The organism is Streptacidiphilus melanogenes, assembly GCF_000787835.1.
Lineage (GTDB): Bacteria > Actinomycetota > Actinomycetes > Streptomycetales > Streptomycetaceae > Streptacidiphilus > Streptacidiphilus melanogenes.
In genome coordinates, this window is record NZ_BBPP01000050.1 from 43,633 (window position 1) to 58,143 (window position 14,511).

16 protein-coding genes and 1 pseudogene are annotated in these 14,511 nt (G+C 71.7%); 15 read left to right on the forward strand and 2 right to left on the reverse strand.

Going from position 1 to position 14,511, the window contains the following annotated elements; all coding sequences use genetic code 11:
- From TR49_RS44215 to TR49_RS34345, 9 genes and pseudogenes are all read left to right on the forward strand, one after another.
- Positions 1-208, forward strand: a pseudogene (locus TR49_RS44215) (ketosynthase chain-length factor); the annotation flags it as partial.
- A 39-nt stretch (positions 209-247) separates the two neighbouring features.
- Positions 248-712, forward strand: coding sequence for an SRPBCC family protein (locus TR49_RS34310; RefSeq protein WP_042388962.1), 465 nt, complete (start codon positions 248-250; stop codon positions 710-712).
- Between the two features lie 31 nt (positions 713-743).
- Positions 744-1,208, forward strand: a complete 465-nt coding sequence (locus TR49_RS34315; protein ID WP_042388967.1) for an anthrone oxygenase family protein — start codon at positions 744-746, stop codon at positions 1,206-1,208.
- A gap of 26 nt (positions 1,209-1,234) precedes the next feature.
- Entirely contained in the window at positions 1,235-1,987 is a 753-nt protein-coding gene (locus tag TR49_RS34320; RefSeq protein ID WP_042388968.1) for an SDR family NAD(P)-dependent oxidoreductase, read from the forward strand.
- Positions 1,987-2,322 carry an antibiotic biosynthesis monooxygenase family protein gene (locus TR49_RS34325; protein ID WP_042388970.1) on the forward strand — a complete coding sequence of 112 codons (336 nt, stop codon included), beginning with the start codon at positions 1,987-1,989 and terminating at the stop codon, positions 2,320-2,322. Before TR49_RS34320 ends, TR49_RS34325 begins: the two co-directional genes overlap by 1 nt.
- Complete coding sequence (locus TR49_RS34330) at positions 2,312-2,656, forward strand: antibiotic biosynthesis monooxygenase family protein (protein WP_042388972.1); 345 nt, start codon at positions 2,312-2,314, stop codon at positions 2,654-2,656. Before TR49_RS34325 ends, TR49_RS34330 begins: the two co-directional genes overlap by 11 nt.
- 16 nt (positions 2,657-2,672) lie before the next feature.
- Complete coding sequence (locus tag TR49_RS34335; protein WP_042388975.1) at positions 2,673-4,091, forward strand: NAD(P)/FAD-dependent oxidoreductase; 1,419 nt, start codon at positions 2,673-2,675, stop codon at positions 4,089-4,091.
- Entirely contained in the window at positions 4,088-4,819 is a 732-nt protein-coding gene (locus TR49_RS34340; RefSeq protein WP_042388977.1) for an SDR family NAD(P)-dependent oxidoreductase, read from the forward strand. The genes TR49_RS34335 and TR49_RS34340 overlap by 4 nt, the downstream gene beginning before the upstream one ends.
- A 98-nt stretch (positions 4,820-4,917) precedes the next feature.
- Positions 4,918-5,766: an LLM class flavin-dependent oxidoreductase gene (locus TR49_RS34345; protein ID WP_042388979.1), complete on the forward strand. Its 849-nt coding sequence runs from the start codon at positions 4,918-4,920 to the stop codon at positions 5,764-5,766.
- A 59-nt stretch (positions 5,767-5,825) separates the two neighbouring features.
- Here the strand turns inward: TR49_RS34345 and TR49_RS34350 are convergent, their stop codons facing one another.
- The gene (locus tag TR49_RS34350; RefSeq protein WP_042388992.1) at positions 5,826-7,082 is read right to left on the reverse strand and encodes a cation:proton antiporter; all 1,257 of its coding nucleotides are present in this window, start codon (positions 7,080-7,082) and stop codon (positions 5,826-5,828) included.
- Between the two features lie 20 nt (positions 7,083-7,102).
- Positions 7,103-8,728 (reverse strand): FAD-dependent monooxygenase, encoded by a 1,626-nt coding sequence (locus TR49_RS34355; protein ID WP_042388995.1) that lies wholly within the window; start codon positions 8,726-8,728, stop codon positions 7,103-7,105.
- Between the two features lie 177 nt (positions 8,729-8,905).
- Here TR49_RS34355 and TR49_RS34360 point away from each other — a divergent pair, with 177 nt between their 5' ends.
- The 6 genes from TR49_RS34360 to TR49_RS34385 all read left to right on the forward strand — a co-directional run.
- Complete coding sequence (locus TR49_RS34360; RefSeq protein WP_042388998.1) at positions 8,906-9,922, forward strand: methyltransferase; 1,017 nt, start codon at positions 8,906-8,908, stop codon at positions 9,920-9,922.
- A complete protein-coding gene (locus TR49_RS34365; RefSeq protein WP_042389000.1) occupies positions 9,922-10,257 on the forward strand; it encodes an antibiotic biosynthesis monooxygenase family protein in 336 nt (111 codons plus the stop codon). The genes TR49_RS34360 and TR49_RS34365 overlap by 1 nt, the downstream gene beginning before the upstream one ends.
- Positions 10,254-11,117, forward strand: coding sequence for an NAD(P)-dependent oxidoreductase (locus TR49_RS34370; RefSeq protein ID WP_042389002.1), 864 nt, complete (start codon positions 10,254-10,256; stop codon positions 11,115-11,117). The genes TR49_RS34365 and TR49_RS34370 overlap by 4 nt, the downstream gene beginning before the upstream one ends.
- 224 nt (positions 11,118-11,341) lie before the next feature.
- Positions 11,342-12,559 (forward strand): methionine adenosyltransferase, encoded by a 1,218-nt coding sequence (metK, locus tag TR49_RS34375; protein WP_042389005.1) that lies wholly within the window; start codon positions 11,342-11,344, stop codon positions 12,557-12,559.
- A gap of 6 nt (positions 12,560-12,565) precedes the next feature.
- Positions 12,566-13,549, forward strand: coding sequence for a carbohydrate kinase family protein (locus TR49_RS34380; RefSeq protein WP_042389006.1), 984 nt, complete (start codon positions 12,566-12,568; stop codon positions 13,547-13,549).
- A partial coding sequence (locus tag TR49_RS34385) for a homocysteine S-methyltransferase family protein (protein ID WP_042389008.1) occupies positions 13,546-14,511 on the forward strand: 966 nt, incomplete at its 3' end. The genes TR49_RS34380 and TR49_RS34385, both read left to right, overlap by 4 nt.

Below are 14,511 nucleotides of genomic sequence, written 5' to 3' on the forward strand. Positions count from 1 at the left end.
CGCGCCGCTGGACGTGGCCACCGCCGCGCTGGCGCTGCACCACCAGGTCATCCCGCACACCCCGGGCGTGCCGTCGGCGCGGCCCGAGTTCGGGCTCGACCTGGTGCTGGACGGACCCCGCCCGGCCGCGCTGCGCACCGCCCTGATCGTCGCCCGCGGCTACGGCGGCTTCAACGCGGTCCTCGTCCTCGGCGCGGTCGCGCACTGATCCCACGACGTTCGCACAGGTTCGGAAGGAGCCCCGTCCATGGCCGGACACACCGACAACGAGATCACCATCGAGGCGCCGATGGAGCTGGTCTGGGAGCGCACCAACGATCTCGCCTCCTGGCCGCAGCTGTTCAGCGAGTACTCCACCGTCGACATCCTGGAGCGGAACGGCGCCACCGTCCGGTTCCGGCTCACCATGCACCCCGACGAGGACGGCACCGTCTGGAGCTGGGTCTCCGAGCGCACGCCCGACCCGGAGACCCGCACCGTCACCGCGCACCGCGTGGAGACCGGCCCGTTCGAGTTCATGGACATCCGCTGGGAGTACCGCGAGGCACAGGACGGCGCGGGCGTGGTCATGCGCTGGATCCAGGACTTCCACATGAAGCCCGCGGCGCCGGTGGACGACGCCGGGATGACCGCGCACCTGAACCGCAACACGGCCGTCCAGATGAAGCTCATCAAGGAGAAGGTCGAGGCGGCGGCGGTCGCCGCGCGCTGAGGCACCTCCGAAGACAGCGAAAGGAGCAACGGTGCTTGCCCTGCTCGCACCCGTGGTGCTGCTGCTCAACGGCCTCGCCGCCGGCGTGCTGCTCGGCACCCTGCTCGGCGGCTGGCCGCTGCTGGCCGCACTGCCCGCGGACCGCTACGTCGAGGCGTACGCGTTCCTCGCCACCCGCTACGACCCGGCCATGCCGATCTGCCTGCTCGGCACCCTGGCCGGGGACGTCACCCTGGCGTCGCTCTCGTCGGTGGGCGGCCACCCCGCCGCCCGTGCGCTCTTCCTGGTCGCGGCGGCGCTGGCGGTGACCACGATCGTCATCTCGGTGAGCAAGAACGTGCCCACCAACCGGTGGATCCAGTCCGTCGACCCGGACGCCCCGCCCGCGGACCTGCCCGCCAAGAAGGCCGCCTGGGGCGTCTGGAACCGGCGCCGGAGCCTGGTCGCCATCGCCGCCCTGTTCGTCAACTGCGCCGCCCTGTCAGCCCTGCTGTAAACCGATCACTCAAGGAACGAGGAGTCATGGATCTCGGCCTCACCGGTAAGAAGGCACTGGTCACCGGCGGGACCCGGGGCGTCGGGCGCGGCATCGTGCTGGCGCTCGCCCGGGCCGGAGTGGACGTCGTCACCTGCTACCAGCAGCCCGGTGAGGCCGTCACCGCGCTGGAGCGGGACCTGAAGGAGATCGGCGGCGACCACCTGGTGGTCCAGGCCGACGTCTCCGACCCGGCCCAGGTCGCCGCGCTCGTCGAGCACGCGCGGACCAAGTTCGGCCGGCTCGACCTGGTCGTCAACAACGCCGGCGCGATCAGCCACATCCCCTACGCCGAGCTGCCGGTGGAGGAGTTCCAGCGGGTCTTCGCGGTCAACGTCACCGGCGCGCACCTGGTCATCCAGAACTCGCTGCCGCTGCTGTCCGCCGGGTCCTCGGTGGTCAGCATCGGCTCCAAGGCCGTCGACGCGGGCATCCCGCTGCGCTCGCACTACACCGCGACCAAGGCGGCGCTCGCGGGCCTGAACCGCTCGCTGGCCAAGGAGTTCGGCAGCAAGGGCATCCGGTTCAACGTGGTGGCACTCGGTGTCGTCGAGACCGAGAACCTCTACAAGATGCCCGAGGAGCAGCGTGCGCTGATGGTCGAGCGCTACTCGGCCAAGACCGCGCTGGGCCGCCTCGGTCTGCCCGAGGAGGTCGCCGGGGCGATCCTGTGGCTGGCCAGCGACCTCTCCCGCTACGTCACCGGCTCCACCGTCTCGGTCGACGGGGGCATCTCCTGATGGCGGCCCAGAGCGCCGAGACCTTCCGGGTTCTGCTCTCCATGAAGATCAAGGAGGGCCAGGCCGCCGCGTTCGAGCAGGAGTGGCTCTCCGGGACGGACGCCGTCACCGGCCACCCGGCCAACCTGGGCCAGTGGCTCGGTCGTAGCAGCACCGACCCGGACACCTACTTCATCGTCAGCGACTGGGTCGACGAGGCCGGGTTCAAGGACTTCGAAGACAGCGGCGCCCACGTCGAGCATCGCGAGCGCCTGCACGCGTACCGGGCGGGCGCCACCTTCGCGACGATGCGGGTGGTCCACCACATCGAGGGAGCGGCGACCCGTGTCGGGTGAGGTCCGTGTGATGGTCCACCAGCGGGCCAGGGACGCCGCCGAGCTGGCCGCCGTCGAGGAGGCCTACCAGCTGGTCTCCGCACGGATGGCGGGCGTCCCCGGGCTGCTCGGCAACGAGCTGCTGCGCTCCTCGACCGACCCCACCAGCCTGGTCGTGGCCAGCCGCTGGGTCGACCGTGCCGCCTTCGAGGCGTGGGAGCGCGGCGCCGAGCACCGCCAGGACACCGCGCCGCTGCGCCCGTACCGCGACGACCGCCTCGCGGTGCCGTTCGGCATCTACGAGGTTGCCTCCGCCTGGGACGCCCAGGGTCCCGTCCCGCAGACCACTCCCTGAAAGGATGGAGAGATCCATGCGCGAACACACCCAGATCCTCGTCGTGGGGGGCGGCCCCGCCGGCTCCACCGCCGCGGGGCTGCTGGCCAAGCAGGGCTTCGAGGTCACCCTGCTGGAACGGGACCGCTTCCCGCGCTACCACATCGGCGAGTCGATCCTGCCCTCCTGCCGTCCCATCTTCGAGCTGCTCGGCGTCTGGGAGAAGATCGAGGCCCACGGCTTCCAGCCCAAGGGCGGCGCCTTCTTCTTCTGGGGCGAGGAGGAGTGGGAGGTCCGCTTCAGCGACATGGGCGACGCCACCAACGCCTGGCAGGTCCGCCGCGCCGAGTTCGACAAGATCCTCCTCGACCACGCCCGTGAGCTGGGCGTCGAGGTGCTGGAGGAGACCGGCGTCAGCGAGATCGAGTTCGCCGGCGGCCGCCCGGTCGCGGCCCGGTGGCAGGACGCCACGGACGAGGCGAAGAAGGGCCGGATCACCTTTGACTACGTGATCGACGCGTCCGGCCGCAACGGCGTGCTGGCGGCGCGTCAGTTCAACAGCCGCAAGTTCCACGACATCTTCAAGAACATGGCTGCCTGGACCTACTGGAAGAACGCCAAGCCGCTGCCCAAGGGCCCCGAGGGCGCGATCGGCGTGGCCTCGATGCCCAACGGCTGGTTCTGGATCATCCCGATGGGCCAGGGGATCACCAGTGTCGGCCTGGTCACCGGCCGCGACCACTTCCTGGCCCGCAAGGCCGAGCTGGGCGGCGTCGAGCAGGTCTACACGGCGGCCGTCGCCGACCAGGCCATCGTCAAGGACATCCTCGACGGGGCCGAGCAGACCGCCGAGTTCAAGGTCGAGGCGGACTACTCCTACGCGGCCGAGTCCTTCTGCGGCCCCGGCTACATGCTGGCCGGCGACGCGGCCTGCTTCCTGGACCCGCTGCTGTCCACCGGCGTCCACCTGGCCACCTACAGCGGCATGCTGGCCGCCGCCTCGCTCGGCTCGACGCTGCGCGGCGAGGCGACGGAGGAGGAGGCCTGGGCCTTCTACCAGAAGGTCTACCGGCACGCCTACGAGCGGCTGCTGGTGCTGGTCTCGGTCTTCTACGAGAGCTACCGCGGCAAGGACTACCACTTCTACAACGCCCAGAGGCTCAGCTCGGAGCAGCGCGACGAGCTCGACCTGCAGGCCGCGTTCGACCGCATCATCACCGGCATCGAGGACCTCAACGACGCGCAGGACGTCTACGCGGCCGTGCACGGGCACCTCAACGGCGCGGAGAGCGGCGACCCGATCCCGCTCAACAACCTCAACCGGGTGCACGAGCAGAAGCAGGCCCCGCTGAACGAGGAGCAGGCCGTGGCCGGCCTGTACCTGTCGTTCTTCCCGCAGCTGGGTCTCAAGCGCGCGGGCGGGAACGGCGCCGCGCAGAAGGAGGCCGGGGCATGAGCGTCAGCGGCAAGCGCGTCCTGGTGACCGGCGGCACCCGCGGCATCGGCCGGGCCACGGCCCTGGCCTTCGCCCGCGCGGGCGCCCAGGTCGCGGTGGTCTCCCGCGGCGGCGGGGAGGAGGCGACCTCGCTCGCCAAGGAACTCGACGAGATCGGCCCCGGTCATGTCCTGCTGCAGGCGGACGTGACCGACTCGGGCCAGGTCGCCGCGCTGGCCGAGCGCGTCGGCGAGGTCTTCGGCGAGCTCGACGCCCTGGTCAACAACGTGGGCGTGGACAGCCAGTTCTGGTTCGGGGACCTGCGCGAGGACGAGTGGCACCGCGTCATGGACGCCAACGTCACCTCCGTCTTCCTGGTCACCCAGGCGCTGCTGCCCAAGACCGTCGACGGCGGCTCGGTCGTCCTCATCGGCTCCTCGGCCGGGCTGCGCGGCCGGGCGCGCGGGGTGCACTACACCGCGTCGAAGGCGGCCCTGATCGGCTTCACCCGGGCTCTGTGCAAGGAGGCCGGTGAGCGCCGGATCCGCGTCAACACCGTGGCGCCGGGCCTGACCGAGACGGAGCCCGGCGCGGGTCTGCCGCCGGAGGCGGTGGAGCGCATCGTCGGGATGACGGCGCTCGGCCGGATCTGCACCCCACAGGACGTGGCCGGGGCGGTGCTCTTCCTCGCCGGCGACGACTCCCGCTACATCACGGGCCAGACCCTCAACGTCGACGGCGGCGTCTGACGCCCCTGGGCCCGTGCCCGTTCCGGCGGCCCCGGTCTCCCCTCCCGGGAGCCCGGGGCCGCTTCCCGTTTCCCCCAACTCCCAGCTACGGAGCTGCCATGGACATCGGCGTCGGTCTGCCCACCACCGTTCCCGACCGTGACATCACGCGCCTGCCGGCCTGGGCCGCGCACGCGGAGTCGCTCGGGTTCAGCACCCTGTCCACCCTGGACCGCCTCGTCTACGACAACGACGAGTCGCTGATCGCCCTCGCGGCGGCCGCCGCCGCGACCTCACGCATCCGCCTGGCCACGACCATCCTCATCGCTCCCTACCGCCGGGACACCGCCGTGCTGGCGAAGCAGGCGGCCACCCTCGACGCCCTGTCCGGCGGACGGCTCCGGCTGGGCCTGGCGGCGGGCGGCCGGGAGGACGACTACGCCGCCACCGGCGCCAGCTACGGGGACCGGGGCCGCCGCCTGGACGCCATCATCGAGGAGCTGCGCGGCCACTGGGCGGAGTCCTCGCCCATCGGCCCGACACCGGCCACCCCGGGTGGGCCGCGGCTGATCGTCGGAGGCCACTCCCCGGCGGCGATGCGCCGCGCCGCCCGGCACGCCGAGGGCTGGATCGCGGGCGGCTCCTCCGTCGCCGGCTTCGCCGCGCTCGCCGAGCAGGCCCGCACGGTGTGGGCGGAGGCGGGCCGCACCGACAAGCCGCGCACCCTGTCGCTCGCCTACGTCTCCCTCGGCCCCGACGGACAGCAGCGGGCCGAGAACTACCTGCGCCGCTACTACGCCTTCATCGGCCCCAAGGCGGAGCGGGCCGCGGCCGGAGTGCTGACCACCCCGGAGGCGGTGCGCGCCACCGTCGCGGACTACGGCGCGGCCGGCTGCGACGAGCTGCTCTTCTTCCCCTGCACCGGCGACGCCAAGCACCTCGACCTGCTGGCGGAGGCCGCGCTCTGAGGGAACGCACGAAGGAGGGCCGGGGCGAAAAGCCCCGGCCCTCCTTCGTGCGGGTCCGGTCAGCCGACGGGTTCGACGACCGGTGCCGCAGCGCTGAAGACCAGATCCGGCTGTGGCTCGCTGCCGCGCAGCAGCCGGATCAGCGGACCCGTCATGAAGGTCGTGACCAGCGCCATGACCACCATGAGGGAGTACAGCCCGGTGTCCAGGACGCCGAGTTGGAGCCCGACGGTGAGGATCACCAGCTCGGTCAGGCCGCGGGTGTTCATCAGCGTGGCCATCACCGCCGAGTCGCGGCCGCCCAGGCCCAGCAGTCGGGCCCCGGAGAAGGCGCCGACGAACTTGCCGCCGACGGCGACGAGCAGGATCAGCCCGAGCTCGCCCAGGTCGTCGCCGTTCAGCTTGGACAGGTCCACCTTCAGCCCGGCGATCACGAAGAACACCGGGAGCAGGAAGACCGTCCCCACCGTGCCGAGGCTGTCGCGCAGCCCCTCGCGCAGCCGGGCGGGGCCGACCCGCGGCATCGCCAGGCCGAAGACGAAGGCGCCGAAGATGAAGTCCACGTGCATCCACTCCACCGCGGCGCACGAGAGCATCAGTCCGGTGGCGACGGCGGCCAGCAGCGTGGGCGTGAGACCCGCCTGGTTCTCGCGTGCGGTGAACAGCCGCTGGAACAGCGGGCGGACCACCCAGGCCATCAGCGCCAGATAGACGGGCGCGAGCATGACCCGCCACTGGAGGCCGCCGCCCGCGACGGTGGTCACCACCGCGAGCATGCCCCAGGCCAGCAGGTCGCCGACCCCGGCCGCCGCCAGCGCGAGCCCGCCGAGTTCGGTGTGCTGCATCCGTCGGTCGGCCAGGATCCGCGCCAGCACGGGGAACGCCGTCACGGACATGGCCGCGCCGATGAACAGCACGAAGCCGGTGTGCGAGTGCCCGATCTGGTGCCGGTGGGCCAACTGGAAGGCGAGCACCGCGCCGAGGCCGAAGGGCAGCAGCATGGAGCCCAGGGACACCCCCGCCGCCACCTTGGCGCGACCGCGCACCAGCGCCGCGTCCAGGTCGTAGCCGATGACGAACATGAAGAGGACGAGCCCCAGATCGGCCAGCGAGGTGAGGAACGGGCGCACGTCCATGGGGAAGAGCGCCCGGGTCACCGCGCCGCCGAAGAGCGTGGGGCCGAGCAGGACGCCGGCCAGGATCTCGCCGAGCACCGGGGGCTGGCCAACGGCCCGCGCCCCGGCACCCAGCAACCGAGCCAGCACCAGGATCACCGCGATGCCCAGGAAGAGCATCGCCGCCTGATGGTCGGTCATGTCAGCTGTGCTCCTTGCACTCAGCCCTGCGCCGTCACGGGCTCGAGACCCGCCGCGGCCGCCAGGACCTTGCCCAGCACGTCGCCGGGCTCGCCCTCGTCGGTGGCGCCGCGCCAGGCGATGAAGGCGTCCGGACGGACCAGCGCCGCGCCGCCCTCCGGGATGCCCCAGACGTCGGTCCAGCTGCGGTCCTGCTCGGCCGGGACCAGGTCGGTGCCGACCAGGTAGGTCTTCAGCGGGACGCCCAGCTCGGCCGCCGCCTTGACCGCCGCGTCCGCCCAGGCCTGACCGGCCTCGCCGGCCGGGGCCAGCAGCACGTAGTGGTCCCAGAACAGGTCCACGGTGGAGATCCGCTCGCCGTCCCGGTCCAGCCAGTAGTGCGGGGCACGGGTGCCCGGCTCGCCGGTCAGCGCCAGCTCCTGGGTCAGCGTCGGCGTGTCCAGCGGGGCCGCGATGCCGGTGGAGCGGTAGCGGTAGCCGAGGGTGATGATGATGTCGTCCACCATCGCCTTCTTGTCCTCGTCCGTCGCGTAGCCGTGCCGGATCCGGTTGCGCACCAGCGCCTGCGCGGCCATCGCCGAGCCGACGCGGTGACGCTCGGCGTGGTAGGTGTCCAGCAGCTGGTCACCCGCCCACCCGCTGATCACGCCCGCCAGCTTCCACGCCAGGTTGTGGGCGTCGTGGATGCCGGTGTTGGCGCCGAAGCCGCCCGCCGGCGGGTGGACGTGGGCGGCGTCGCCCGCGAGGAACACCCGGCCGGTACGGAACCGCTCCGCGACCAGCTGCGCGCCCTCCCACGGGATCTTGGCGACGATCTCCACGTCGATGTCCTTGCCGGCGGCCCGCTGGACGATGCCGACGCAGCGCTCGTCGGTGAAGTCCTCCGGCTTCTCACCCTGGTCCGGGTGGTAGATGGGCGCGGCCAGCCACGGGTTGATCCCGTGCAGCCGGGACAGGCCCATCAGGGTGCCGCCCGCGGAGGCGTAGCACAGGATGAACTTGCGGCCCTTGAGCAGGACTTCGAGCTCGGGGGCCTGGAAGTAGATGCTGAGCGCGTGGAAGACGGTGCCCCGTCCCTCACGCTCGACGCCCAGCGTGCGGCGCACCTGGCTGCCCGCGCCGTCCGCGCCGACCAGGTAGTCGGCCCGGATGGTGAGCTTCTCGCCGGTGTCCAGGACCTCGGCGGTCGCCGTGACGCCGTCCTCGTCCTGGACGAAGTCCAGCAGCTTGGTGCGGAAGCGGACGTCCGCACCGTTCTCGCGGGCCTTCTCGGCCAGGACCTTCTCGTAGCGGTCCTGACCGCAGCCCATCACCCGCTCGGGGCTGACCTGCGGCCCGTCGAGCGACGGGCGCTCGAGGAGTACCGCGTCGTCGATGCCCGCGAAGGTCTCGACCTGGATGATGCCGCCCTCGAAGTAGGCGTGGGTGTCGCCCTTCTCCAGCGCACGGATGTCCTTGCCCAGACCCGCCGCACGGAACAGTTCCATGGTGCGGGCCTGCAGGCCGGGGGCGCGGGGAAGCAGGGAGGTGCCGTCCCGCTTTTCCAGCACCATCGTGGGCACGCCGTGGCGTCCCAGGAAGAGTGAAGTCGCCAGCCCCACCGGGCCGGCACCGATGACAAGAACCGGGACTCGAACGTCTACCATGCCGTTCCCCTCGTCGACGTGCTGTCGCTGAGCAGGAGTACAGACGGCGGCTCGAGAATGCCTTACGAACCTCTCGGTTCGCGTGCTTCTCAAGGGGCTCCAGCGGTATTCGACGCGCCTTCCATCCGGGGCTGGGAACGTCCCCGCGACCAGCCACATTGCAGAAGGAGCCTTCCGATGACGAGCACTCCCCTGGACGTCGGCACCGCCGCGGGCATCCTCCGCCTCGGCAACGCCTTCTGCGACGCCAAGGCGTTGCTGACCGCTGTCGAGTTGGACCTGTTCTCGCTGCTGCACAGCACGGGGGGTTCCACCGAGGAGGAGATCCGCACCCAGCTCGGCCTGCACGGTCGCGGCCTGCGCGACTTCCTCGACCTGCTGACCGCCCTGAAGCTGCTCACCCGCACCGACGGCCGCTACGCCAACGCGGCCGGCGCCGACGAGTTCCTGGTCCGCGACAAGGAGCAGTTCGTCGGCGGCTTCCTGCTGCGTTCCAGCCGCAACCTCTACCCGGCCTGGGGGCGCCTCCAGGAGGCGCTGCGGACCGGCGAGGCGCAGTCCGGCAGCCACTTCGACGAGGTCGTGAAGAACCCGGCGATCCTGCGCCAGTTCGTCGGCAGCATGGACGCGTTCACCAACGTGCTCGGCCCGCACGTGATCGAGGCCTTCGACTGGTCCGGCCACAACTCCGTCCTGGACGTCGGCGGTTGCCGCGGCAACCTGTGCGCCCAGATCGTCAAGGCGCAGCCGCACCTGGCCGGCCACGTCTTCGACCTGCCGCAGATGGCGCCGCTCAACGCCGAACTGCTGGACGACCTGGGGCTCACCGGCAAGGTCGAGTTCCACGGTGGCAGCTTCTTCACCGACCCCCTGCCGGTCACCGCGGACGTCGTCATCCTCGGCCACGTGCTGCACGACTGGAACCCGGAGCAGCGCGAGGCGCTGGTCCACAAGGCGTTCAAGTCGGTCAACCCCGGTGGCGCGCTGGTGATGTACGACCGGATGCTCGACGACGAGGAGAAGCACGTCGAGAACCTGGTGATCAGCCTGGACATGCTGCTGGTCACCGACGGCGGCTCGGAGTACCCCGCCACGGAGGTCGTCGCCTACGCGGAGGCGGCCGGGGCAGCCTCCGTCGAGGTCTCCGAGCTGCACGACTACGACACGATCGTGGTCGCCCGCAAGGCCGCGTGATGACCGCGGTCGACAGCGCCGCGGACGCCGGCCTGGTGCGGGTGCTGCTGCGGATGGAGGTGCGGCCCGGCACCGAGGCCGACTTCGAGCAGACCTGGCTCGAGATCGGCCGCCGGATCGCCGAGCAGCCGGCCAACCTCGGCCAGCAGCTGGTGCGCAGCACCACCGACCCGCACGTCTACTTCGTCGTCACGGACTGGGCGGACGAGACCTCGTTCCGGACCTTCGAGCTCAGCGCTCCGCACCAGGAGAACCGCGCGGCGCTGAACCGGTTCCGGGTCGCGGGCGAGATGACCGTCACCCGGCTCGTGCACCGGCTGGAGGTGGCCTCATGAGCGACAGGCTGGCGTTCGTGGGGCTGGGCAACATGGGCGGCGGCATGGCCGCCCGGCTGCTCGCCCAGGGCTTCGAACTGACGGTGCACAACCGCACCGCCGAGAAGGCGGCCCCGCTGGCCGCCGCCGGGGCGGTCGTCGCCGACTCGCCCGAGGCGGCGGTGGCGGGCGTCCGCACGGTCCTGATCAGCCTCGCCGACGAGCACGCGGTGGAGGAGGTGCTGTTCGGCCGGATCGTCCCGGCGCTCGCGCCGGGCAGCGTGGTCGTCGACACCTCCACCGTCTCGCCCGGCTACGCGGTCGAGGCCGCGCGCCGCCTCGCCGAGGCGGGCCTGCGCCGCGTCGAGGCCTGCGTCGTCGGCAACCCGCTGCAGGCCCGGGAGGGCCAGCTGCGGGTCTACGTCAGCGGCCCGGAGGAGGACGTCGCGGACGTCCGGCGGATCCTGGACGCCATCGGCTCCGAGGTGGTCCCGACGGGCCCGTTCGGGACGGCGACGACGGTCAAGCTCATCTTCAACCTGCTGCTGGGCGCGCAGGTCGCCTCCCTGGCGGAGGCGGTCGGCTACGGCGTCACGGCCGGGCTGGACCGTGACACCCTGCTGCAGGCCGTCGCGGCGAGCGGGTTCAGCTCGGTGGTGATGCGGTTCCGCGCGGAGCTGATGCGCGCGGGGCGCTACCAGCCGGCCTTCTTCCGCTCGGTGCTGATGGAGAAGGACCTCCGCCTGGCCGTCGCGGCGGCCCGCGACAACGGCGTGGACCTCCCGGTCCTGGAGTCCGTCCGCGCGGCGTTCGCCTCCGTGGTGGACGCGGGCGACGGCGACAAGGATGCCGCGGTGGTCATCGAGCACACCAAGCGCTGAGCTTCTGCACTCACCTCCCGTTGCACCACCTAGGGGCGCGGGGAACTGCGCGACAAGCCACCGGCGTGCGGATGGTCCCCTGTAACAGGGCCATCCGCATCGGGTGGTTGCTCGCGCAGTTCCTCGCGCCCCTGCACGCTTCCGCGGCTTTGACCCGGTCTTGAGCCGTCCTGTCGATGGTTCTCGCACGATGGTTCAACAGTCACCCAAGACTTGGAGGACCCGTGTCCCGACGACTGTTCACCTCGGAGTCCGTGACCGAAGGTCACCCGGACAAGATCGCCGACCGGATCAGCGACGCGATCCTGGACGCGATCCTCCGCCAGGACCCGTCCTCGCGTGTCGCGGTGGAGACGCTGATCACCACTGGTCAGGTCCACGTCGCGGGCGAGGTGACCACCACCGCCTACGCCGACATCCCGGCGATCGTGCGCGAGGCCGTGCTCGACATCGGCTACGACTCCTCGGCCAAGGGGTTCGACGGCGCGTCCTGCGGCGTCTCGGTGTCCATCGGCTCGCAGAGCCCCGACATCGCGCAGGGCGTCGACAGCGCCTACGAGGCGCGGGTGGAGGGCGACGTCGACGAGCTGGACAAGCAGGGCGCCGGCGACCAGGGCCTGATGTTCGGCTACGCGTGCGACGACACGCCCGAGCTGATGCCGCTGCCGATCTACCTGGCCCACCGCCTCTCCCGCCGGCTGACGGAGGTCCGCAAGAACGGGACCGTCCCCTACCTGCGCCCCGACGGCAAGACCCAGGTCACCATCGAGTACGACGGCGACAAGGCCGTGCGCCTGGACACCGTCGTGGTCTCCTCGCAGCACGCGCCCGACATCGACCTGGACTCCCTCCTCGCGCCCGACGTGCGGGAGTTCGTCGTGGAGCCGGAGCTGAAGGCGCTGGCCGAGCGCGGCATCGACCTGGACGCCGAGGGCTACCGGCTGCTGGTGAACCCGACCGGGCGGTTCGAGATCGGCGGCCCGATGGGCGACGCCGGCCTGACCGGCCGAAAGATCATCATCGACACCTACGGCGGCATGGCCCGCCACGGCGGCGGCGCCTTCTCCGGCAAGGACCCGTCCAAGGTCGACCGCTCCGCCGCGTACGCGATGCGCTGGGTCGCCAAGAACATCGTCGCGGCGGGACTCGCCAAGCGCGCCGAGGTCCAGGTCGCCTACGCCATCGGCAAGGCCGAGCCCGTCGGCCTGTTCGTGGAGACCTTCGGCACCGAGACCGTCCCGGTCCTTGCGATCCAGGAGGCCGTCACCAAGGTCTTCGACCTGCGCCCGGCCGCCATCATCCGCGACCTGGACCTGCTCCGCCCGATCTACTCCCAGACCGCCGCCTACGGCCACTTCGGCCGCGAACTCGCGGACTTCACCTGGGAGAACACCGACCGCGCCGAGAAGCTGCGCGCCGCAGCCGCCGTCCAGAAGGGTTGATCCATCGTGCGGATCCTCGTCACCGGTTCCATCGCGACCGACCACCTCATGGTCTTCCAGGGCAGCTTCAGCGAGCAGCTGATACCCGAGAGCCTTGAGAACGTCTCCCTGTCGTTCCTCGCCGACCGGCTCGAGATCCGCCGTGGCGGCGCGGCCGCGAACATCGCCTTCGGGCTCGGGCGGCTCGGCCTGCGCCCGGTCCTGGTCGGCGCGGCGGGGGAGGACTTCGCCGACTACGCCGACTGGCTGAACGCGCACGGCGTCGACACCGACTCCGTCCGGATCAGCCGCACCCTGCACACCGCCCGGTTCGTCTGCACGACGGACCGGGCGCAGAACCAGATCGCCACGTTCTACCCGGGCGCGATGAGCGAGGCCCGGGAGATCGAGCTCGCCCCGATCGGCAGCCGGGTCGGCGGTATCGACCTGGTCGTGGTCTCGCCGAACGACCCCGAGGCGATGCTGCGGCACACCGACGAGTGCCGGGCGCTGGGCCTGGCCTTCGCCGCCGACCCGTCGCAGCAACTCGCGCTGATGGACGGCGAGTCGGTGCGGCGGCTGGTGGACGGGGCGCGCTACCTGTTCACCAACGAGTACGAGGCCGAGCTGCTGCTGTCCAAGACGGGCTGGTCCGAGCCGGAGGTGCTGGCCCGGGTCGGCACCTGGGTCACCACGCTCGCCGCGGACGGGGCCCGGATCAGCCAGGAGAGCGCCGCGCCCGTCCACGTCCCGGCCGTCCCGACCGAGAACGTGGTCGACCCGACCGGCGCGGGAGACGCCTTCCGCTCGGGCTACCTCGCCGGTGTGGTCCGCCGCTGGACGCCCGAGCGCTCGGCGCAGCTGGGCTGCGCGCTCGCCTCCGCCGTGCTGGAGTCGGCCGGCGGCCAGGAGTACGGGCTCAGCGCCGAGCTGCTCCAGGCGAAGATCGACGTCGCCCACGGGGGTTCGGTGGCCAGGGACATGGCGCCGCTGCTCGCGGGGGTCCGATGAGCACAGGGATCTCGCTGAGAGAGGCACTGGCCACCCGGGTCGTGGTCGCGGACGGGGCCATGGGAACCATGCTCCAGGCCCAGGACCCCACCCTGGAGGACTTCCAGGGGTACGAGGGCTGCAACGAGGTCCTGAACGTCTCCCGCCCCGACATCGTGGGCTCGGTGCACGAGGCCTACTTCGCCGTGGGCGTGGACTGCGTCGAGACCAACACCTTCGGCTGCAACGCCGCCGCGCTGGGCGAGTACGAGATCGAGGAGCGGATCGAGGAGCTGGCCGAGGCCGGCGCGCGGCTGGCCCGCGAGGTCGCGGACCGGTTCGCCGCCGAGGACGGTCGCCAGCGCTGGGTGCTCGGCTCGATGGGCCCGGGGACCAAGCTGCCCTCGCTCGGCCACCGGCCCTTCGCCGAGCTGCGCGAGGGCTTCCGTGCCTGCGCGGCCGGGCTGATCGCGGGCGGCGCGGACGCACTGCTGGTCGAGACGACGCAGGACCTGCTGCAGACCAAGTCCGCCGTGCTCGGCGCCAAGGACGCACTGCGGGAGGCGGGCGCGGACCTGCCGGTGATCGCGCAGGTCACCATGGAGACGACCGGCACGATGCTGCTGGGCTCCGAGATCGGCGCGGCGCTGACCGCGCTGGAGCCGCTCGGCATCGACCTGATCGGCATGAACTGCGCGACCGGTCCGGCGGAGATGAGCGAGCACCTGCGCTACCTCGCCCGCCACGCGAAGGTCGGCCTGTCCTGCATGCCGAACGCCGGCCTGCCGGTGCTCACCAAGGACGGCGCCCACTTCGACCTGACGCCGCAGCAGCTCGCCGACGCGCACGAGAGCTTCGTGCGCGAGTACGGCCTTTCGCTGGTCGGCGGCTGCTGCGGCACGACGCCGGAGCACCTGCGGGCCGTGGTGGACCGGGTGCGGGGGCTGCCGCTGACGCCGCGCACCCCGCAGCCGGAGGCGGCC

What these genes read in the sequence shown, in the direction of transcription:
- TR49_RS34310 (WP_042388962.1), top strand. Translation starts at nt 248, where the DNA reads ATGGCCGGACACACCGACAACGAGATCACCATCGAGGCGCCGATGGAG.
- TR49_RS34320 (WP_042388968.1), top strand. Translation starts at nt 1,235, where the DNA reads ATGGATCTCGGCCTCACCGGTAAGAAGGCACTGGTCACCGGCGGGACC.
- TR49_RS34325 (WP_042388970.1), top strand. Translation starts at nt 1,987, where the DNA reads ATGGCGGCCCAGAGCGCCGAGACCTTCCGGGTTCTGCTCTCCATGAAG.
- TR49_RS34335 (WP_042388975.1), top strand. Translation starts at nt 2,673, where the DNA reads ATGCGCGAACACACCCAGATCCTCGTCGTGGGGGGCGGCCCCGCCGGC.
- TR49_RS34340 (WP_042388977.1), top strand. Translation starts at nt 4,088, where the DNA reads ATGAGCGTCAGCGGCAAGCGCGTCCTGGTGACCGGCGGCACCCGCGGC.
- TR49_RS34345 (WP_042388979.1), top strand. Translation starts at nt 4,918, where the DNA reads ATGGACATCGGCGTCGGTCTGCCCACCACCGTTCCCGACCGTGACATC.
- TR49_RS34350 (WP_042388992.1), bottom strand. Translation starts at nt 7,082, where the DNA reads ATGACCGACCATCAGGCGGCGATGCTCTTCCTGGGCATCGCGGTGATC.
- TR49_RS34355 (WP_042388995.1), bottom strand. Translation starts at nt 8,728, where the DNA reads ATGGTAGACGTTCGAGTCCCGGTTCTTGTCATCGGTGCCGGCCCGGTG.
- TR49_RS34360 (WP_042388998.1), top strand. Translation starts at nt 8,906, where the DNA reads ATGACGAGCACTCCCCTGGACGTCGGCACCGCCGCGGGCATCCTCCGC.
- TR49_RS34365 (WP_042389000.1), top strand. Translation starts at nt 9,922, where the DNA reads ATGACCGCGGTCGACAGCGCCGCGGACGCCGGCCTGGTGCGGGTGCTG.
- TR49_RS34370 (WP_042389002.1), top strand. Translation starts at nt 10,254, where the DNA reads ATGAGCGACAGGCTGGCGTTCGTGGGGCTGGGCAACATGGGCGGCGGC.